Raw genomic sequence first — 19,164 nt, 5'->3', positions numbered from 1 at the left:
AGGGTTAAAACTAAAAAAAATTTCATTCTCTGGTCGATTCAGATCAAAGTTGGCCAAAAAGAGGCCGCTTATTATGCAGCGCCTCGCGCCACCAGCGGTTTGCGCGGGGGTAAAACACTTACAACATCTTCAACGCTGCTTCTGAGGAATTATGAGCAATACCACGCTGGCGAATCCCGCCCCGTTGGGCCTGATGGGATTCGGTATGACCACCATCCTGCTCAACTTACACAACACTGGCCTGTTTGCGATGGATGTGATCATCCTTGCGATGGGTATTTTCTACGGCGGCATCGCGCAAATTTTTGCCGGGCTGCTGGAGTATAAGAAAGGCAACACCTTCGGGCTGACCGCCTTTACCTCTTACGGCAGCTTCTGGTTAACGTTGGTGGCGATTCTGCTGCTGCCGAAACTGGGGCTGGCAGAAGCGGCCGACGGCCACTTCCTTGGCGCCTATCTCGCGCTGTGGGGCGTGTTCACCGCGTTCCTGTTCTTCGGCACGCTGAAGTCGCCGAAAATGCTGCAGTTCATCTTCGCCAGTCTGACGCTGCTGTTTGCGCTGCTGGCCATCGGCCATCTGACCGATAACGCGGGGCTGCTGCGCTTTGCTGGCTGGATTGGCATTATTTGCGGATCGAGCGCGTTCTATCTGGCGATGGGCGAAGTGCTGAACGAGAAATTTGGCCGCACGGTATTGCCGATTGGCGAGTAAGAAAAGAAAAAGCGGAGCTGTTTGGCTCCGCTTTTTGCCTTATGACGAGTGCAGCGACATATCCAACTGCGCATGCTGCTGACGGCTATCGCGCCACAGCCAAATGCCCACCATAAAGCCAATCACCGCCAGCGCCAGCACATACCAGGCCGGTGCCATTGGCGTCAGGCTCATCATCAGCGTCACGCTAATTGGCGTCAGGCCACCAAAAATCGCGTAAGCAACATTGTAAGAGAACGAGATGCCGGTAAAGCGCACCGCCGCTGGGAACGCGCGCACCATCACAAACGGCACCACGCCCACCACGCCAACGCTCAGTCCCGCTAAGCCATACCAGACAAACAGCATTTCCGGCGTGCTGCCCAGTTGATGGAAGAAGTTCCAGCTGCCGATCGCCAGCAATAATGAGCCGACCATCAGCGAACGCGCCGCGCCGAAGCGATCTACCAGCCATCCGGCGATAACGCAACCCAGCAGCAGCATAATGGTGGCGAAGCTGTTGGCTTGCAGACTGAGCGCTGCCGGAATGCCGTGCTGTTTCTGCATCAGCGTTGGCGCCATCAAAATCACCACCACGATGCAGGCTGACAGCAGCCAGGTGAGCAGCATCGAAATCACAATGCCGCGCTTATGACTGGCGAGGATGGTTTGCAGCGGCATTTTTTCTGCCAGCGCTTTGCGCTGCTGCATCTGCTGGAACACCGGCGTTTCATGCAGCCAGCGACGCAGATACATCGCCAGCAGGCCAAACACCCCGCCGAGGAAGAAAGGAATGCGCCAGCCGTGATCGCGAATCGCAGCAGGCGATAGCGTGGTGTTCAGCACCGTTGCCACCAGTGAACCGAGCAGAATGCCGGCGGTTAAGCCCGCCGTCAGCGTGCCACAGGCAAAACCGATGCGTTTTTCGGGCACATGTTCGGCGACAAACACCCACGCGCCTGGCACTTCACCGCCAATAGCCGCGCCTTGCAGCACGCGCATCAGCAGCATCAACAACGGTGCAGCGATGCCGATGCTGGCATAAGTGGGCAATGCACCCATTGCTAACGTCGGCAGCGCCATCAGCAGAATACTGAGGCTGAACATCTTCTTACGCCCTACTTTGTCACCAAAGTGCGCCATGATGATGCCGCCCAACGGACGCGCCAGATAACCGGCAGCAAAGATGGCGAAGGTCTGCACCTGACGCAGCCATTCAGGGATGTCAGGCGGGAAGAACAGCTCTCCGATCACAGCGGCAAAGAAGATGAAGATAATGAAGTCGTAGAATTCCAGCGCCCCACCAAGGGCGGCCAGCGACAGGGTTTTGTAATCCTGCCCATTGAGTCGACGCGTTGCGTGCGTATCCATAATCCAGCGGTATCCAGAGGCAAAACAAATTATGTAAAGATTGGATTACTATACCGTCAATATTTTGCCACACCAGTGCCGCTGGATTTTATGCCTGAAAACGCCGATTTTTAGTCATTTGTCTCACGACGGGCGCTTTTCGGGCGAAAAGCTGCTACCACATCGTTATGTGTTTCCACATAAGGCCCTTCCAGCAGCTGTAAACAATAAGGTACAGCGGCAAAAATCCCTGGCACTTTCACCGTTCCATCTTCCGCTTTCAGCCCTTCCAGCGTCTCTTTAATTGATTTCGGCTGTCCCGGCAGATTAAGGATCAGCGACTGCTTACGAATCACGCCAACCTGACGCGACAAAATGGCGGTCGGCACAAATTGCAGGCTGATTTGACGCATCTGCTCGCCGAAGCCCGGCATTTCACGGTCGGCGACCGCCAGCGTGGCATCCGGCGTCACATCACGTCGCGCCGGTCCGGTACCACCAGTGGTGAGCACCAGGTTACAGAACAGCTCATCGACCAGCTCGCAGATCGCCTGCTCAATCATGGGTTGTTCATCCGGCACTAAACGCGTTTCGATTTCAAACGGCGTAGCCAGCGCGGCGGCGAGCCAGCTCTCTAACGCCGGAATGCCCTGATCCTGATAGATGCCGTTAGCAGCACGATCGGAAACGGAAATTAATCCAATTCGTAAAGTATCCATAGAGTTATCGCTGTGGTTGGCTGCAAGGCAGCAAATGACGTGGGAAGTAAAAGGATAATACAGGAAGCGGGGGAAAAACGTAAAACCGTGGCAGCATGTCGCCGCCACGGCCTGGCACCTTACAGCAGTTCGGCGATCATCTTCTCAAGTTTGCCCTGATCAATGGCAAAGTTGCGGATACCTTCAGCCAGTTTGGTAACGGCCATTGGATCCTGGTTGTGCTGCCAGAAGAACTCAGCTTCGGTCATCTTCGCTGGACGCGCTTTCACTTCGCCGGTGTAGCTCAGTTTACGCTCAACGGTACCTTCGCTCTCAGCCAGCTCTTTCAGCAGGCCCGGAGAAATGGTCAGACGATCGCAGCCCGCCAGCTCAATGATTTCGCCAACGTTACGGAAGCTCGCGCCCATCACCACGGTTTCATAACCGTGTTGCTTGTAGTAGTTGTAGATTTCAGCCACAGACACCACGCCTGGATCTTCGTGTGCTGCGTACTCTTTTTTATCGGTGTTCTGCTTGTACCAGTCGAGGATACGGCCAACGAATGGAGAGATCAGGAACACGCCGGCTTCGGCACACGCACGCGCCTGCGCGAAGGAGAACAGCAGCGTCAGGTTACAGTTGATGCCTTCTTTTTCCAGCTGCTCAGCAGCACAGATGCCCTGCCAGGTCGAAGCCAGTTTGATCAGGATACGGTCATTGCTGATGCCGGCATCGTTGTACAATTTGATCAGGCTACGCGCTTTAGCGATGCTCGCTTCAGTGTCGTAGGAGAGACGCGCATCCACTTCAGTCGAGATGCGACCTGGGATCAGTTTGAGAATTTCCAGACCAATGTTGACGGCCAGCTTGTCAGATACCAGCGCCAGTTGTTCTTCTTTATTGCTGCTCTGCTGACGCGCCCAGGTAATGGCTTCGTCAATCAGTTTGCGGTATTCAGGGATTTGAGCGGCGTTGAGAATCAAAGAAGGGTTGGTGGTCGCATCTTGCGGCTGGTAAAGCTTCATTGCCGCGATATCACCGGTGTCGGCGACCACAGTAGTCAGCTGACGCAAGGAAGTAAGTTTGTCCGTCATGGTTCTCTTTCTCTTAGGTTGACTGTCAGGGTGTAAAAGGCTGTTGCGATAATATCACGCACAAGTGACGGCGCAACACCACGAAGTGCCCTTTACGATAGCGCTAACAAATGGGAGCGATTTGCCGATCCATGCCGCTTTTTTGCTACACTCCTTGCGACATTTTTCCCTTCAATTCCCTGATAAACCTGCGGGTCAAAGAGGACGTACACGATGCTGATGGTTATCTCGCCAGCGAAGACACTGGACTATGAAAGCCCGCTGGCGACACAACGTTTTACCCAACCGGCGCTGTTAGAAAAATCACACCAATTAATTGACGTTGCGCGCGATCTTTCACCGTCACAGATCAGTTCACTGATGGGCATCAGCGACAAGCTGGCGCACCTGAATGCCGATCGTTTTAACCAATGGCAGCCGCCCTTCTCGCTGGAGAACGCGCGTCAGGCGATTCTGGCGTTTAAAGGCGATGTGTATACCGGTTTGCAGGCCGAAACCTTTAGCGACAACGATTTCGATTTTGCCCAGCAGCACCTGCGCATGTTATCCGGGTTATACGGTCTGCTGCGTCCGCTCGATTTGATGCAACCTTATCGTCTGGAGATGGGCATTAAACTGGCGAATCCGGCCGCTAAAGATCTCTACGGCTTCTGGGGCGATTTGCTGACCGAGAAGTTAAACGAAGCGATTGCTGAGCAAGGCGACGATGTGCTGATCAATCTGGCATCCGATGAGTATTTCAAAGCCATCAAGCCGAAGAAGCTCAATGCGCAGCTGATTAAACCGGTGTTCCTTGATGAGAAGAACGGCAAGTTCAAAGTGATTAGCTTCTACGCCAAGAAAGCGCGAGGATTGATGAGCCGCTATGTGATTCAGAACCGCCTGACCAAGCCAGCGCAGCTGAAGAAGTTCGATGTGGATGGGTATTTCTTTGACGCGGCAGAAAGCAAAGATAATGAGCTGGTGTTTAAGCGCCGCGAACAGAAATAAGCAAGCCGCCATGATGGCGGCTTGATCGAGGTCGCCATGAATGGCGACCCTACATTACTTCAACAAAAACGCGCGCAGTTCAGCGAAATCGCCTTTCAGGTTGTGCGACAGCAGCGGCAAGTCGGCGCGCTCGGCCAGCTCTTTCGGCAGCGGCAGATCCTGACCTAAAATCTCGTCCACGCTCTCTTTGAACTTCGCCGGATGCGCAGTCCCGAGGAACAGGCCATATTCGCCCTCCTGCAGGTTGTCGCGCAGCAGTCGATAAGCAATCGCCGCATGCGGTTCAGAGATGTAGCCAATCTCAGCCAGCTCGCGCATGGTGGATTTGGTGGTTTCATCCGTTACAGCGCCGTACGCCAGATCGGTCAAACGCCAGGTTTTGCGGCGGAACAGCTCTTCCACGCGCGGCCAGTTATTTGGCTGGCTGACATCCATGGCGTTCGACAGCGTTGCAACCGTGGCGTTTGGCTGCCATGCACCGTTGCCGAGGAAGCGTGGCACGGTATCGTTCGCGTTGGTCGCAGCGATAAAACGCTTGATTGGCAGACCCAATGATTTCGCCAGCAGGCCAGCCGTTAAGTCACCGAAGTTTCCGCTCGGCACCGACACCACCAGCTGATTGCGCTTCTCTTGTGGCAGCTGCGCTACCGCTTCGAAGTAGTAGCAAATCTGCGCCAGCAGACGGCTGATGTTGATGGAGTTCGCCGAGTTCAGGCCAATCGCCTTCTTCAGCTCTTCATCATCAAACGCCTGTTTCACCAGTGCCTGACACGCATCGAAATCGCCTTCAACCGCGATGGTTTCGATGTTGCCGCCCAGCGTACAGAACAGTTTCTCCTGCAGCGGGCTGATTTTGCCCTGTGGATAGAGAATCACCACGCGCACGTTTTCCATGCCGTAGAAGGCATGCGCCACCGCTGCGCCGGTATCGCCGGACGTGGCGGTCAGAATGGTGATCTGCTCATCCGCACCACTCACATAGGAGAGCATCTGCGCCATAAAGCGGCCGCCGAAGTCTTTGAACGCCAGCGTTGGGCCGTGGAACAGTTCGAGGCAAGCCACATCATCGCTGACCTTCGCCACTGGTGCCGGGAAAGCAAAGGCGTTTTTCACGCGCTCGGCCAGCTGATGCGCGGCAATTTCATCGCCAATATAGGCAGAGAGAATTTTGCTGCTGCGGCTGACGAAATCCATCTCCAGCATGGCATCGATATCGGTCAGTTCGAATTCCGGCAGTTCGAGCGGGAAAAACAGCCCTTGCTGCGAGCCGAGGCCCTGTTTAACGGCCTGAGCAAAACTAACCTGCTCGTTGTGATCCTTAAGGTTGTAGAGTTTCATGCGTTATCCCAATTTACGTGCGCCAGCCGTATCAAGACGGCAGATGTGGACGAAACCTTCTTCATTCTGCAGATAGTGCTGGCTCAGCCAGTCCGCCATCCGCTGTGCCGTTGCCATCTCGTTGCAAACAGCGAAAAGTGTCGGGCCGGAACCCGAAATGCCGCAGGCCAGCGCGCCAATATCCTGCGCCGCTTTACGCGCATCGGCGAAGCCTGGCAGCAGTTTGGTGCGATACGGCTCAGCGATAACATCCTGCATAAGTTTAGCCGCAAGCCCAGGCTGACGCGTATGACAGGCGTGAATAAAGCCCGCCAGCAGGCGACCGTGCTTGATGGCATCCTCTTTACGGTACTGTGCCGGCAGAATGGCGCGCGCTTCGGCGGTGGAGACTTTAATCCCCGGATACGCCATCACCCACAGCCATTCGTCAAAGCACGGCACGTCCTGACTGATGATGCCGTTCTCTTCAATCATCAGCTGCACGCCGCCAAGGAAGCACGGCGCAACGTTATCAAAGTGTACGCTGCCGGAAATACGCCCTTCCAGCTCGCCCATCAGCGCCAGCAGTTCGGTATCGTTGAGCGGTTTGCCGCAGAATTCGTTCATCGCCATCAAACCGGCAACCACCGAACAGGCGCTTGAGCCGAGCCCGGAACCGATCGGCATATTCTTTTCCAGCGTCATCGCCACCGGAACTTGCTTACCAATCGCCTGGCAAAAACGCTCCCAGCACTGATAAACGATGTTCTCTTGCGGATTGGTCGGCAGTTTGCTGACAAAGCGCCCGGAGTTCACCAGGCTAAAGCTGTCGGCGGCTTCTACGGAAACGCAGTCACCCAACAAGGTACCATCCACCGGCGAAACCGCCGCGCCAAGCACATCAAAGCCGACGCTGACGTTACCTATCGAGGCCGGTGCATAAATTTTTACCATCATCAAACTCCCAACTTCCACGACAGCGTACGCAGCAGGTCAGCAAACACGCCTGCTGCTGTGACATCATTCCCTGCACCATATCCACGCAGAACCAGCGGGATTGGCTGATAGTAGCGGCTGTAGAATGCCAGCGCATTCTCACCGTTTTTCACTTTGTACAGTGGATCGTTGCCGTCCACCGCATCAATCTTCACTTTGCAGACGCCGCCCTCTTCAATCGCGCCGACGAAGCGTAATACTTTACCTTCGTCACGCGCTTTGGCAACGCGCGCGGCAAAGGCGTTATCCAGTTCCGGCAGACGTTCCATAAACTGCTCAACGTCGGCGATCTCGGTCAGGCTGGCAGGCAGCAGCGGTTCGATGTCGATATCGCTGAGTTCCAGCTGATGTCCCGCTTCACGTGCCAGAATCAGCAGCTTACGCGCCACATCGGTACCAGAAAGATCGTCACGCGGATCTGGCTCGGTAAAGCCCATTTCACGCGCCATTTTGGTCGCTTCCGACAGCGAAACGCCTTCATCAAGCTTGCCGAAGATAAAGGAGAGCGAGCCAGAGAGAATACCGGAGAACTTGATCAGCTCATCACCGGCGTTCATCAGGTTTTGCAGGTTTTCGATCACCGGCAAACCGGCACCGACGTTGGTGTCGTAAAGGAACTTACGACGCGATTTCGCTGCCGCTGCACGCATCTGCTGGTAGTAGTTCCACGATGAGGTGTTGGCCTTTTTGTTCGGCGTGACGACGTGGAAACCTTCGGCGAGGAAATCGGCATACTGATCGGCGACCGCCTGGCTGGAAGTACAATCGACGATCACCGGGTTCAGCAGATGATATTCCTTCACCAAACGCATCAGGCGACCGAGATTGAACGGCTCTTTGGCTTCGTTCAGTTCCGCCTTCCAGTTGCTGAGATCGATACCGTGTACGTTGGTTAACAGCGCACGCGAGTTAGCGATACCGCACACGCGCAGATCGATATGCTTCTGTTTCAGCCATGTCTGCTGGCGATGCAGCTGATCCAGCAATGCCGCGCCGACACCGCCAACGCCAACCACGAACACTTCGATTACCTGATCGGTGGCAAACAGCATCTGATGCACCACCCGCACGCCGGTGGTGACTTCATCGTTGCTCACCACCACCGAGATGGAACGCTCAGACGAGCCCTGCGCAATCGCCACGATATTGATATTGGCACGCGCCAGCGCCGAGAAGAATTTGGCCGAGATACCGCGCAGCGTGCGCATGCCATCGCCAACTACGGAAATTACCGCCAGCTGTTCCAGCACGTCCAGCGGATCGAGCAAGCCATCTTTCAACTCGAGATAGAATTCCTCTTCCAGCACGCGACGCGCACGCGCCTGCTCGCTTTGCGGTACGCAGAAGCTGATGCTGTATTCTGAAGAGGATTGGGTGATCAGCACCACTGAAATGCCGGTGCGTGACATCGCCGCGAAAACGCGCGCCGCCATGCCAACCATGCCTTTCATGCCCGGACCCGACACGTTGAACATCGCCATGTTATTCAGGTTGGTGATGCCTTTAACCGGATTTTCATCCAGCTCGCCTTCGCCACCGATTAAAGTGCCCGGCGCTTGTGGGTTAGCAGTGTTTTTGATCAGGCAAGGAATCTGGAACTGGGCGATGGGTGCGATGGTACGCGGATGCAGCACTTTGGCGCCAAAGTAAGAGAGCTCCATCGCTTCCTGATATGACATCGATTTCAGTAAGCGCGCATCGGGTACCTGACGCGGGTCGCAGGTATAAACGCCGTCAACATCGGTCCAGATTTCACAACAGTCAGCGCGCAAACACGCAGCCAACACCGCAGCGGAGTAATCAGAGCCGTTACGGCCCAGCACCACCAGTTCGCCCTTCTCGTTACCGGCGGTGAAACCGGCCATCAGGATAAAGTGATCGGCTGGGATCTGGCTGGCGGCGATGCGGCGCGTGGATTCGGCGATATCAACGGTGGATTCGAGGTAATGACCAATCGCCAGCAGCTTCTCCACAGGATCGATCACGGTGACTTTATGGCCGCGCGCCTGCAGCAACGCTTCCATAATCGCAATCGATAGCTTCTCGCCACGGCAGATGATGGCGGCATTAACGGCGTCCGGGCATTGGCCCAGCAGGCTGATGCCGTGCAGCACCTGTTTCAGCTGCGCAAACTCCAGCTCAACGCGGGTTTTCAGTCCGTCATAATCAAAGCCCGGCTGCGCGTCACGCAAGCCTTGCAGCAGGTCGGCAAAAATACGTTCGGCATCACTGATATTCGGCAAGGTGTCGAGGCCGCTGATGGTTTTCTCAATCATCGCCACCAGATGATTGGTAATTTTTGCTGGTGCAGAGAGTACGGTCGCAACCTGTCCCTGTTGTGCATTGCTTTCCAGAATGTCCGCCACACGGAGAAAACGTTCCGCATTGGCTACTGAGGTTCCGCCGAATTTCAGCACTCGCATAGTTAAAGCTCTCCTGAATTTTTGCCGAAAAAAAAGCCCGCACTGTTTAGGTGCGGGCTTTTTTCTTTGTTTTTCCTGTATGCGTCAGCCCGCACCGTTACCTGTGGTAATGGTGGTGGTAATAATAATTGTGGTGTTCAGGCTGAGTTTACGCATTTAGATTTTTTTCTGTCTGTCTTTGTCTTGTCCGTCTGCCTTCCAGAAGTAAAGCAAAGCGCACGTTAAGTCAACGAATTTGTCTTAGCCGCGCCATCCCTGGCGCTGCGCAGTGCTGCGCTTGATGAAGCAAAAATTATTGCGATCGTTCAGGAGATGCGGCGGATTCCCGCATCAGTCACTAGCAACTCAGGATTTATCCGAGCAATTATCTATAAGTTTTTTTTCTACGTCATGTAACAAGCGATGCAGCATGGCGCTGTCACGCTGTTCCAGCAGGCCAATACGCTGATCGATCCAGTCGGCCATTTTGACGTCATCGCTGACATCCAGCTTAACCAGCAACTGGTGGAAGCGCTGGCGCAATGCCTGCAACTGCAGCTCATTCGCCACTTCCGCGGTCTCAGCTGCAATCTGATTGAGCGCTGACAGTTGATAGCAATATACCATCACCGCCTGACCGAGATTCAGCGACGGATAATCATTGGCCATCGGGATGCCGGTCAACAGATCAACCTGCTCCAGCTCCTCATTGGTTAAACCGCTGTCTTCACGGCCAAACACCAGCGCGATGCGGCTCAGCCATTGGCGCTTCTCCTGCAGGATGTTTTCAACCTGCGCAGGCGTGGCGTAATAGCGGAACTTCGCACGGCTGCGCGCGGTGGTCGCCACGGAAAAATCGACATCCTTTAGCGCCTCACTGAGCGTGGCGTAGGTTTTGACGTTATCGAGGATCTCACCGGCGCCGTGCGCCACGCGGCGTGCTGCCGGATCTTGCCAGGCATCGCTGGCGACAATGCGCAGCTCGCTAAAACCCATGGTTTTCATGGCGCGGGCAGCCGCACCGATATTTTCTGGACGGGCGGGAGAGACAAGGATTAAGGGGAAATGCATGATTTTTCCATCGAACTGTTAACAACTCGCATTATGTTGGCATGCAGGAGAGAAAATACCAACTGCGGCTAGCAGAGAGAATAAGATGTTAATGATGTTAAAAGAGGGATAAATCCAGCTGTAGTGGAAATTAGCAGGCATAAGCAAAATTATATGACCTATTTAATATAAAACCCTTTTCTTTCATATCATTGAAATATAATTTCCTGCGTGTTTTAGTTTTGGTTGCATAAGGGATAAATGTAGCAAAAATGCTGCATTTTGTGAGCTAAACTAGCAATCCTGGAGAAGTTTTTCATAAAAGTGTTAACGTGCTACACTTGCATTTGATATAAGTCAACGAAGCGTTGTTTTTATGCTTATCGGTTGTTGTTGGTGCTGTTAGGTTGCTGTTAATACGGTTAGGATGAGCGCCTGTCCGATATCCTCGGGGCGTGCAAATATCCATCCTGACTGGCTGAGCTAACACTGAAGTTGACGTAGATGGATGGTGTATTCCGAAGATTATTTCGTATACCGGTTGCAGCAAAATTGCGTAACCGACGTACGCCCTGTTTTCGATTTGTTGGCAAATTTTAGGTAGCGAAACATGCAGACCCCGCACATTCTTATCGTTGAAGACGAACTGGTCACGCGTAACACCCTCAAAAGTATCTTTGAGGCAGAAGGTTACGTGGTCTATGAAGCCACCGACGGCGCCGAGATGCATCAGGTTTTGACGGAAAATGACGTCAACCTGGTGATTATGGATATCAACCTGCCAGGTAAAAACGGTTTGCTGCTGGCACGCGAACTGCGTGAGCAAGCAAACGTCGCGCTGATGTTCCTGACCGGCCGTGATAATGAAGTGGATAAAATCCTCGGTCTGGAAATCGGTGCCGATGATTACATCACCAAACCGTTCAACCCGCGTGAGTTGACGATTCGTGCACGCAACTTGCTGTCGCGTACCATGAATCTGGCGATGCCAAGCGAAGAGCGCCGTACCGTTGAAAGCTACCGCTTTAATGGCTGGGAGCTGGATATCAACAGCCGCTCACTGATCAGCCCGAACGGCGACCAGTATAAGCTGCCGCGCAGTGAATTCCGCGCCATGCTGCACTTCTGTGAGAATCCAGGCAAAATTCAAACGCGTGGTGACTTGCTGAAGAAGATGACCGGCCGCGAGCTGAAGCCGCATGACCGTACCGTGGATGTCACCATCCGCCGCATCCGTAAGCATTTCGAATCCACGCCAGACACGCCTGAAATCATCGCCACTATTCACGGTGAAGGTTACCGCTTCTGCGGCGAATTGCAGGATTAAGAGTTGAAAGAAAAAACGCCCGTCAGGGCGTTTTTTTATGTCTGTATTAATGCCACGGCATAATCGGCACGGCGCTCAGCGCATTCTTCGGCGATCCATCCACCACCTTGTCGGAATAGCTTAGGTACACCAGCGCATGGCGTTTCTGGTCAAAGAAGCGCACCACCTGCAGCTTCTTGAACACCAGCGATGTGCGTTTCCTGAACACCACTTCACCTTGCGCCTTGCCTTGTGCGATTTTATCGCTAAGCTCTACCGGCCCAACCTGTTGGCAGGAAATGGCCGAGTCGGACGTATCTTCCGCCAAACCCAATCCGCCTTTGATCCCGCCGGTTTTTGCCCGGCTGATATAACAGGTTACATTTTTTACGTCCGGGTCATCGAAGGCTTCCACCACGATCTTATGATCGGGGCCAAACATCTTGAATACCGTGTCTACTGAGCCGATCTCTTCGGCCTGGACGCCAGCACTGAATACATATGTTGCCAACGTGATTATAAGAATACGAGCTATTGTCATTGAGTTACCATTGCCAATCGAATAGATGAGAATGTAATGTACTGTCAATCGAACACAGAACCAAACCTAAACGGGTTTTAACCCGCATTGACTTAGCACACTCGATTAGCAAACCGCCCCCACGCTTTTGTGCATTTCGTGCTATTATTCGACGACTTCATAGTTGCGCCACCAGAGAGTTATGAGGATGTTTTATGGACCAAGCCGGTATCATTCGCGATTTGCTTGTCTGGCTGGAGAGCCATCTGGATCAACCGCTTTCATTAGATAACGTTGCGCAGAAAGCAGGCTATTCCAAGTGGCATCTGCAGCGGATGTTCAAGGAAGTAACCAGCCACGCGATTGGTGCGTATATTCGCGCGCGTCGGCTGTCGAAAGCCGCGGTGGCACTACGCCTGACCAGCCGCCCCATCCTCGACATCGCTTTACAATATCGCTTCGATTCGCAGCAGACGTTTACCCGTGCGTTTAAAAAGCAGTTCAACCAAACGCCTGCCTGGTATCGTCGCTCGTCGGAATGGAACTCGTTTGGCATTCGCCCACCGATTCGTCTCGACGATAACAGCATTCCGGAAGCGCAGTTTGTTACGCTGCCTGAAACGGTGCTGGTCGGCCAAACGCAGAGTTACTCCTGCACGCTGGAGCAGATTTCCAGCTACCGTGATGAGATGCGCATGCATTTCTGGAAGCAGTTCCTGCTGGAAACCGACACGGTGCCGCCGGTGCTGTACGGCCTGCATCAGGTGCGTGCCAGCCATGAAAAGGATGATGAGCAGGAGATTCTCTACACGACTGCGGTGCCCGCCGATCAGCTGGCAAAAAGCATGCAGTCGAATCAGAGCGTAGTGCTGGAAGCAGGAGATTACGTGCAGTTCACCTACAACGGTGCGCGCAGCGCGCTGGGTGAGTTCATACTGCTGCTGTACGGCACCTGCATGCCGACGCTGGGATTAGTGCGTCGTCAGGGACAGGATATCGAGCGTTTCTTCACGCACGGTGGTAAGAAGCGTAGCGAGCCGCCAACGGAAATCCGCTGCGAATACCTGATTCCGATTCGCCCACAAAACCATTAATCGTCGTAGGGTCGCCATTCATGGCGACCTTAGCGCAGAACTGCACGATTTCGTAGGGTCGCCATTCATGGCGACCTCTTTATTTACTACGTCGGATCAACGCTGCAACTCATCCAGCGCAGGCGCATCCAGATGCGACACATCGCCCGCCGTCTCAACCACCCAACCGGCCGCCAGCCACGCGCTCTGCTGATGATCCACGCGTGAAATCGAGCAGTTACGCAGACGCAAACGACGCTCCGCATGCGCAGGCAAACCGAGAATGGTGCTAACCAGCACGCCCAGCGCCATACCGTGGCTGACAATCAGCGGACGGCTACCTGTAGGCAGCTCGAGCAGCGCATTCAGCGCTTCGTGCATACGCGCGGCCATTTCCGCCATCGATTCACCACCCGGAATACGCCCCGCCGTGGTGCCATCCACCAGCGTTTTACGCCAGTTTTCCTCTTCTTCGGTTAAGCCATCGAGTGGACGTTGTTCCAGGCAGCCCATATTCAGCTCACGCAAACGCGCATCGAGCGTAACGGTGCAGCCACACGCGTCGGCGATAATCTCTGCCGTACGACGCGTACGTCCCAAATCGCTGGCAATCACGTGAGTAATGCCCAGCGATTTCACCCGCTCGCCCACCTGATGTGCCTGCTGCTCACCTTTTTCCGTTAACGGGCTGTCAGACTGCCCCTGAATGCGTCGGGCCGCATTCCATACCGTTTCACCGTGACGAACAAGATAGACCTGTAGCATGCTTAATTTCCGTTATACTGCGACAAATTTGCCTCGAGGGTTCAAACAATTATGTACCATGTTGTCGCAGCCACCATCAACCCGGCAAAAATTCGCGCGATTGCTCAGGCGTTCAACGACGTTTTCGGCGAAGGATCCTGCCACATCGAAGGGGTTGAGGTCGAGAGCGGCGTCGCAGCCCAGCCACTTAGTGATGTTGAAACGCGAACTGGCGCACGCCAGCGGGTAGAGAACGCACGTCAGGCGCGTCCACAGGCCGATTACTGGGTGGCAATTGAAGCGGGCATTGAAGGCGATTGCGCCTTTGCGTGGATGGTGATTGAAAACGCGCAGCAGCGCGGTGAATCACGTTCAGCCAGCTTTACGCTGCCGCCGATCGTCGTGGCAGGCTTAGCTGCCGGGCATGAATTGGGTGATGAGATGGCACGCTTAACCGGCGTGGAAAATATCAAACACAAAGGCGGCGCGATTGGAGCCTTAACCCACGGCCTGCTGAGCCGCTCCAGCGTCTATCATCAGGCGTTGATTCTGGCGCTGTGTCCGTTCACGCATCCTCTGTACAGCCAGCGTTAATCGCGGCCAAGACGCGCTTCCAGCCAGCGTTTTAGCTCTGGCGGCGCCTCTTTCAGGCTGTTAGAGCCACGCGTAATGGTGGCGATGCCCACGCCCAACTCATTCTTCAGTTCACGCTGGCTCATCTCGCCGCTCATCAACTCTTCAATAATGCGCAAACGCGTCCCGTAGGATTCACGTTCATCCGGCGTCATCATCAGTTGTAATAACGGCAGCGCCACGCCATCGGCAAAAGCGTTTTGCATCAGTTCGATAAAACGCAGCCAGTTATCTTCAACAGGCTGAGCCGATTCCGGCTGGGAAGAAAGGGGTTGGCTCATGAAGGGCTTCCGTACTCATTAACGAGTACGGAAGCATAGCACAGTCAATACTGGCGATTCCACTCACTGTCGGCGAGAATCTTGTCTGGCTTGCCCATGAAGTAGCGGTAATAGGCATCGTAGGCCAGCACGTTTTTCACGTAGCCACGCGTTTCTGAGAACGGAATGGTTTCGATAAACGCCACCGCATCCAGATTACCGCCGCTGGTTTTCTGCCAGCTGCGCACGCGTCCCGGACCAGCGTTATAGGCGGCCGAAGAGAAGATGCGGTTCTGACCAAACTGCTGATAGACATACTCCAGATACTGCGTCCCGATCTGAATATTGGTCTGCGGGTCCAGCAGCTGGCTGCTGTTCACATAGCCGGGAATGTTATACATCTTCACGGTATGCGTTGCCGTGCCAGGCATCACCTGCATTAATCCACTGGCGCCCACCGGTGAACGCGCTTTCGGGTTCCACGCGCTCTCCTGACGCGAAATCGCCATCGCATAACTCTGCGGAATACCTTTGTCGCTGGTGTATTGCTGATAAAGGTTTTGCCACGCCAGCGGGAAGCGCTCTTTCAGGCTATCCCACATTTTTGCAGTAATGGTGGCCTGCACGCTGAGATCCCACCAATCCTGCTCGTTGGCGTAACGCGCTAGCATCTGCTGCTGCGAACGGGTTTTACTGGAGATCAGATTGGCCCATTCACTGCGCGCCAGGTTATCCAATCCCCAATACATCAGCTCACGCACGCGCGCCATTTCCGCACCTTGCGTCACGCTGCTGTCAGCTGCCGGTGCCTTATCGACCTGCAACGGATACTCCACGCCCAAACGCTGCGCCGCGACCATCGGATAGAAGCCGCGCGCCTGCATCAGCTTACGCAGAATATCGTTGGCTTCCTCTTTGCGGCCCTGCGAAATCAGCAAATCCGCCTGCCAGTATTGCCACTCATCTTTCTCTTTGGCTTCCACCGGCAAACGCGCGATCCAGGTATTGAGACCACGACGATCGTTCTGGCTCAGCGCCAGCCGTACGCGGCGCTCCACCAGCGCGGTGGATTCGCTGTTCATCACCACCGCATCACGCCAGCGCGCCTGCTCGCTGGTGAGATCCGCGCCCATCATGCGCCACACCACGGTCTCTTTTAGATCCTGCTCATCGGCCTGGCTCATCTTCTGCGCCTGCACCAACTGCGGGATCATCATGCGCGCGTTATCCATGTCCTCACGCGCCACGCGGGCGAAGGCGTAGCTGGTCGCCATGCGGGTGAAATCGGTGGGCCCCATGGTGCTGGCAAAGCTGGTGACGGTTTGCGGATTCTGCTGCAGCGCAATCAGCGCGCTGGCGGTGGTTTGATAATCCGCCGGCAGCATTTTCGCCAGGTAATTCACCAGGCTGTCGTTACCGGCTTTCATCGCCAGACGGATGCGCTCGAGGATGGTAATCGGCGAAAGTTGCCCGCTGGCCTGCCATACCGAGAACAGTTTGTCGCAGTCGTTCGGCAACGCGGTGCCGCGCAGCCAAATCTCTTTCGCACCGGCAAATGCCGCCTGCTGCTGGCCAGTGGCCCACTTGGCGTAATACCAGTTACAGCGCGCCTGCACCGGCTTGGGTTCATCCGGGCTGAAGCTGAGCACACCCTGCCAATCCTGGCGGTTCGCCAGCACATTCACAAAGCGCGTTGAGAGCGAGCGCGCCGGTGGCAGCGTGGGATATTGTTGAATAAAGTTCTTCACCGCCAGCGGCGTCTCTTGATCGAGATCTTGCGCCAGCAGGCGATATTGCAGATACGGGTAGAGCGGATAATCCTGCAGCGTCGGCATCAGCTGCGTCACCTGGTCCATCTGTTTGTTATCCCAGGCTTGCTTGATTTGCGCATAGCGCTGTCGCTGCTGATCCAGCGAATCGGCCCATACGCTGCTGGCCGTGCTGACCAGACAGATCCCTAGCATCCAGTAACGCCACTTCTCCATTACGCTCTCCTCTCAGTGCTGCGATCCAGCTCATGCCAGACATCCTTCATGCTAACCAGGCCAACCGTCTCTTGCCATGTTCTTCACAAAATTTACGCTCGCGCACCGCCATTGCGCAGCCTTTGCGCCGCCGTTGTGCAATTTATCATCAGGAAAACTTATTACACATCAATTAACTACGCGGTTTCATCGGCTTACAAAAATGGCACGCGCTTTGCTCTGTTGAATTCCATCTTGTATACCAGTTGGAATTCACTCATGGCATCGACCTTTGGCTTTACGCTCCAGGATTGGCAACGCAGTTACCAACAGGATCCACAACAAATTACCGCCTTGCTGGCGGCCCATCTCGACGCAATCGACGCGCAGGATAACGCCTGGCTCTATCTCGCCACGCCCGCGCAGCTGCAGGCACAAATTGAACCGCTGCTGGCGAGCTATCAGCGCAACCCGGCCGCGTTGCCGCTATTCGGCGTACCGTTTGCGGTAAAAGATAATATTGATGTTGCCGGCTGGCCAACCAGCGCCGCCTGCCCCGCCTTCACCTACACCGCCGAAGCCGATGCCTTTGTCGTCGCGCAGCTCAAAGCAGCAGGCGCGGTGGTGATTGGCAAAACCAACCTCGACCAATACGCCACCGGCTTAGTCGGCACGCGTTCGCCATTTGGCGCAGTGAGCAACACTTTCAACCCTGATTACGTCAGCGGCGGTTCCAGCTCCGGTTCAGCGTCGGTGCTGGCGCGCGGTCTGGTGGGCTTCTCGCTCGGCACCGACACCGCCGGTTCGGGCCGCGTGCCCGCCGGTTTCAACAACATCGTTGGCCTCAAACCGACCAAAGGCTGGTTCTCCGCCAGCGGTGTGGTACCGGCTTGCCGCCTCAATGACACCATTTCCGTGTTCGCATTAACGGTCGAAGATGCCTTCGCGGTGGCCACGGCAGCGGGCGGCTATGACGCGGGCGATGCCTATTCGCGCAGCAATCCGCACACCGCGCCCGCCAGCTTCAAAGCGCAGCCTGATTTCGCCATTCCCGCCACGCCCGAGTTCTTCGGCGACAAACAGGCCGAAGCCGCTTGGCTGGCGGCGCTGGAGCAATTGCAGGCTGGCGGCGCAACGCTGCATCCGATCGACTTTTCACTATTCCATCAACTCGCCGAGCAGCTCTATTACGGTCCGTGGGTTGCCGAACGCACCGTGGCGGTGGGCGAGATGATCAATCGTCCGGAAGAGATGGATCCGGTGGTGTACGGCATCGTCAGCAGCGGCCTGAAATACACTGCGGTCGAAGCCTATCAGGCGGAATACCTGCGCGCCGAACTGACGCGCCAGATTCAGCAAACGCTGGCGCAGTTCGATGCGCTGGTGGTGCCCACCTCGCCAACCATCCATACGCTGGCCGAAATGCAGCAGGAGCCGGTGCATTACAACTCGCAGTTCGGCACCTACACCAATTTCACCAACCTCGCCGATCTCAGCGCGCTGGCGCTGCCTGCGCCCTTCCGCGCCGATGGTTTGCCTGCCGGCATCACGCTGATTGCGCCTGCCTGGCAGGATCGTGCGCTGGCCGGTTTTGGCCTGCGCTGGCAGCAGCAGATGGCGCTGCCGCTCGGTGCCACCGGCAAAGCGCAGCCTGCTCAGCAAGGCGCATTGCCAGTGTCCGCCGATCACGTCCGCGTGGCGGTGGTGGGCGCGCATCTCACCGGCATGCCGCTCAACTTCCAGCTCACAACACGCCAGGCGGTTTTAGTCGAAGAGACACAAACCGCCAGCAATTACCGCCTGTTCGCCCTGCTCGATGGCCCGATTAAGAAGCCAGGCCTGCTGCGTGGCGAAAGCGGTGCGGCGATCACTGTGGAACTGTGGGATATCCCGCTGGCGCGCTTTGGCGAGTTCGTGGCGGAAATCCCGGCGCCGCTCGGCATTGGCTCGTTGACGCTGGCCGACGGACGCATCGTCAAAGGCTTTATCTGTGAACCGGCGGTGCTGTCGCAGGCGCTGGAAATTACCGAATTTGGCGGCTGGCGCAACTGGCTGGCATCTCAGGGGAGTAAATAA

Annotated in this window: 18 protein-coding genes and 1 other annotated feature; of the genes, 6 read left to right on the top strand and 12 right to left on the bottom strand. The window is 55.4% G+C overall.

Annotated elements, in window-relative coordinates:
- Positions 1-151: 151 nt before the first annotated feature.
- On the top strand, positions 152-712 hold the full coding sequence (gene satP, locus BM323_RS12240; protein WP_008108667.1) for an acetate uptake transporter: 561 nt from the start codon (positions 152-154) through the stop codon (positions 710-712).
- Positions 713-751: 39 nt separating this feature from the next.
- On the opposite strand, the gene BM323_RS12235 is transcribed toward satP, so the two are convergent.
- The 3 genes from BM323_RS12235 to tal all read right to left on the bottom strand — a co-directional run bounded on the left by BM323_RS12235 (position 752) and on the right by tal (position 3,833).
- On the bottom strand, positions 752-2,062 hold the full coding sequence (locus BM323_RS12235) for an MFS transporter (protein ID WP_008108668.1): 1,311 nt from the start codon (positions 2,060-2,062) through the stop codon (positions 752-754).
- A gap of 110 nt (positions 2,063-2,172) precedes the next feature.
- The gene (gene mog, locus BM323_RS12230; protein WP_036649583.1) at positions 2,173-2,760 is read right to left on the bottom strand and encodes a molybdopterin adenylyltransferase; all 588 of its coding nucleotides are present in this window, start codon (positions 2,758-2,760) and stop codon (positions 2,173-2,175) included.
- A gap of 119 nt (positions 2,761-2,879) precedes the next feature.
- Positions 2,880-3,833, bottom strand: a complete 954-nt coding sequence (gene tal, locus BM323_RS12225) for a transaldolase (protein ID WP_008108671.1) — start codon at positions 3,831-3,833, stop codon at positions 2,880-2,882.
- 213 nt (positions 3,834-4,046) lie between these two features.
- On the opposite strand from tal, the gene yaaA reads away from it, so the two are divergent.
- The gene (gene yaaA, locus BM323_RS12220) at positions 4,047-4,823 is read left to right on the top strand and encodes a peroxide stress protein YaaA (protein ID WP_091003763.1); all 777 of its coding nucleotides are present in this window, start codon (positions 4,047-4,049) and stop codon (positions 4,821-4,823) included.
- Positions 4,824-4,877: 54 nt separating this feature from the next.
- On the opposite strand, the gene thrC is transcribed toward yaaA, so the two are convergent.
- The 5 genes from thrC to BM323_RS12195 all read right to left on the bottom strand — a co-directional run bounded on the left by thrC (position 4,878) and on the right by BM323_RS12195 (position 10,609).
- On the bottom strand, positions 4,878-6,161 hold the full coding sequence (thrC, locus tag BM323_RS12215; protein ID WP_008108676.1) for a threonine synthase: 1,284 nt from the start codon (positions 6,159-6,161) through the stop codon (positions 4,878-4,880).
- Positions 6,162-6,164: 3 nt separating this feature from the next.
- Positions 6,165-7,094 carry a homoserine kinase gene (gene thrB / locus BM323_RS12210; protein ID WP_008108677.1) on the bottom strand — a complete coding sequence of 310 codons (930 nt, stop codon included), beginning with the start codon at positions 7,092-7,094 and terminating at the stop codon, positions 6,165-6,167.
- Between the two features lie 2 nt (positions 7,095-7,096).
- A complete protein-coding gene (gene thrA, locus BM323_RS12205) occupies positions 7,097-9,559 on the bottom strand; it encodes a bifunctional aspartate kinase/homoserine dehydrogenase I (protein WP_008108679.1) in 2,463 nt (820 codons plus the stop codon).
- Between the two features lie 26 nt (positions 9,560-9,585).
- Positions 9,586-9,708, bottom strand: a sequence feature (Thr leader region).
- Entirely contained in the window at positions 9,644-9,715 is a 72-nt protein-coding gene (gene thrL / locus BM323_RS24725) for a thr operon leader peptide (protein WP_071531027.1), read from the bottom strand. It overlaps the preceding feature by 65 nt.
- 189 nt (positions 9,716-9,904) lie before the next feature.
- Complete coding sequence (locus BM323_RS12195) at positions 9,905-10,609, bottom strand: tRNA/rRNA methyltransferase (protein WP_008108682.1); 705 nt, start codon at positions 10,607-10,609, stop codon at positions 9,905-9,907.
- A gap of 589 nt (positions 10,610-11,198) precedes the next feature.
- Between BM323_RS12195 and arcA the strand changes: the two genes are divergently transcribed.
- Complete coding sequence (gene arcA / locus BM323_RS12190; protein WP_008108686.1) at positions 11,199-11,915, top strand: two-component system response regulator ArcA; 717 nt, start codon at positions 11,199-11,201, stop codon at positions 11,913-11,915.
- A gap of 46 nt (positions 11,916-11,961) precedes the next feature.
- Here arcA and creA read toward each other — a convergent pair whose 3' ends face one another.
- Entirely contained in the window at positions 11,962-12,435 is a 474-nt protein-coding gene (creA, locus tag BM323_RS12185) for a protein CreA (RefSeq protein WP_008108688.1), read from the bottom strand.
- Between the two features lie 194 nt (positions 12,436-12,629).
- On the opposite strand from creA, the gene robA reads away from it, so the two are divergent.
- Positions 12,630-13,508 carry an MDR efflux pump AcrAB transcriptional activator RobA gene (robA, locus tag BM323_RS12180; RefSeq protein WP_008108690.1) on the top strand — a complete coding sequence of 293 codons (879 nt, stop codon included), beginning with the start codon at positions 12,630-12,632 and terminating at the stop codon, positions 13,506-13,508.
- Between the two features lie 96 nt (positions 13,509-13,604).
- On the opposite strand, the gene gpmB is transcribed toward robA, so the two are convergent.
- Positions 13,605-14,252 (bottom strand): 2,3-diphosphoglycerate-dependent phosphoglycerate mutase GpmB, encoded by a 648-nt coding sequence (gpmB, locus tag BM323_RS12175; protein ID WP_008108692.1) that lies wholly within the window; start codon positions 14,250-14,252, stop codon positions 13,605-13,607.
- A 51-nt stretch (positions 14,253-14,303) separates the two neighbouring features.
- On the opposite strand from gpmB, the gene yjjX reads away from it, so the two are divergent.
- Positions 14,304-14,825: an inosine/xanthosine triphosphatase gene (gene yjjX / locus BM323_RS12170; RefSeq protein ID WP_008108694.1), complete on the top strand. Its 522-nt coding sequence runs from the start codon at positions 14,304-14,306 to the stop codon at positions 14,823-14,825.
- On the opposite strand, the gene trpR is transcribed toward yjjX, so the two are convergent.
- On the bottom strand, positions 14,822-15,145 hold the full coding sequence (gene trpR, locus BM323_RS12165; RefSeq protein WP_008108696.1) for a trp operon repressor: 324 nt from the start codon (positions 15,143-15,145) through the stop codon (positions 14,822-14,824). The genes yjjX and trpR overlap by 4 nt on opposite strands.
- Positions 15,146-15,189: 44 nt before the next feature.
- Positions 15,190-17,109 (bottom strand): murein transglycosylase, encoded by a 1,920-nt coding sequence (sltY, locus tag BM323_RS12160; RefSeq protein ID WP_008108697.1) that lies wholly within the window; start codon positions 17,107-17,109, stop codon positions 15,190-15,192.
- A 258-nt stretch (positions 17,110-17,367) separates the two neighbouring features.
- Between sltY and atzF the strand changes: the two genes are divergently transcribed.
- Entirely contained in the window at positions 17,368-19,164 is a 1,797-nt protein-coding gene (gene atzF / locus BM323_RS12155; RefSeq protein WP_008108699.1) for an allophanate hydrolase, read from the top strand.

The organism is Pantoea sp. YR525, from assembly GCF_900116775.1.
Lineage (GTDB): Bacteria > Pseudomonadota > Gammaproteobacteria > Enterobacterales > Enterobacteriaceae > Pantoea > Pantoea symbiotica.
The sequence above is the reverse complement of the archived record's forward strand: the minus strand, read 5'-3'. Positions and strand labels throughout refer to the sequence as shown.

Bases quoted from the DNA above. Each gene is read 5' to 3' on its own strand.
- satP (WP_008108667.1), top strand. From the start codon at position 152: ATGAGCAATACCACGCTGGCGAATCCCGCCCCGTTGGGCCTGATGGGA.
- atzF (WP_008108699.1), top strand. From the start codon at position 17,368: ATGGCATCGACCTTTGGCTTTACGCTCCAGGATTGGCAACGCAGTTAC.
- sltY (WP_008108697.1), bottom strand. From the start codon at position 17,109: ATGGAGAAGTGGCGTTACTGGATGCTAGGGATCTGTCTGGTCAGCACG.
- gpmB (WP_008108692.1), bottom strand. From the start codon at position 14,252: ATGCTACAGGTCTATCTTGTTCGTCACGGTGAAACGGTATGGAATGCG.
- BM323_RS12235 (WP_008108668.1), bottom strand. From the start codon at position 2,062: ATGGATACGCACGCAACGCGTCGACTCAATGGGCAGGATTACAAAACC.
- arcA (WP_008108686.1), top strand. From the start codon at position 11,199: ATGCAGACCCCGCACATTCTTATCGTTGAAGACGAACTGGTCACGCGT.
- thrB (WP_008108677.1), bottom strand. From the start codon at position 7,094: ATGGTAAAAATTTATGCACCGGCCTCGATAGGTAACGTCAGCGTCGGC.
- tal (WP_008108671.1), bottom strand. From the start codon at position 3,833: ATGACGGACAAACTTACTTCCTTGCGTCAGCTGACTACTGTGGTCGCC.
- trpR (WP_008108696.1), bottom strand. From the start codon at position 15,145: ATGAGCCAACCCCTTTCTTCCCAGCCGGAATCGGCTCAGCCTGTTGAA.
- robA (WP_008108690.1), top strand. From the start codon at position 12,630: ATGGACCAAGCCGGTATCATTCGCGATTTGCTTGTCTGGCTGGAGAGC.
- thrA (WP_008108679.1), bottom strand. From the start codon at position 9,559: ATGCGAGTGCTGAAATTCGGCGGAACCTCAGTAGCCAATGCGGAACGT.
- yjjX (WP_008108694.1), top strand. From the start codon at position 14,304: ATGTACCATGTTGTCGCAGCCACCATCAACCCGGCAAAAATTCGCGCG.
- yaaA (WP_091003763.1), top strand. From the start codon at position 4,047: ATGCTGATGGTTATCTCGCCAGCGAAGACACTGGACTATGAAAGCCCG.
- thrC (WP_008108676.1), bottom strand. From the start codon at position 6,161: ATGAAACTCTACAACCTTAAGGATCACAACGAGCAGGTTAGTTTTGCT.
- mog (WP_036649583.1), bottom strand. From the start codon at position 2,760: ATGGATACTTTACGAATTGGATTAATTTCCGTTTCCGATCGTGCTGCT.
- creA (WP_008108688.1), bottom strand. From the start codon at position 12,435: ATGACAATAGCTCGTATTCTTATAATCACGTTGGCAACATATGTATTC.
- BM323_RS12195 (WP_008108682.1), bottom strand. From the start codon at position 10,609: ATGCATTTCCCCTTAATCCTTGTCTCTCCCGCCCGTCCAGAAAATATC.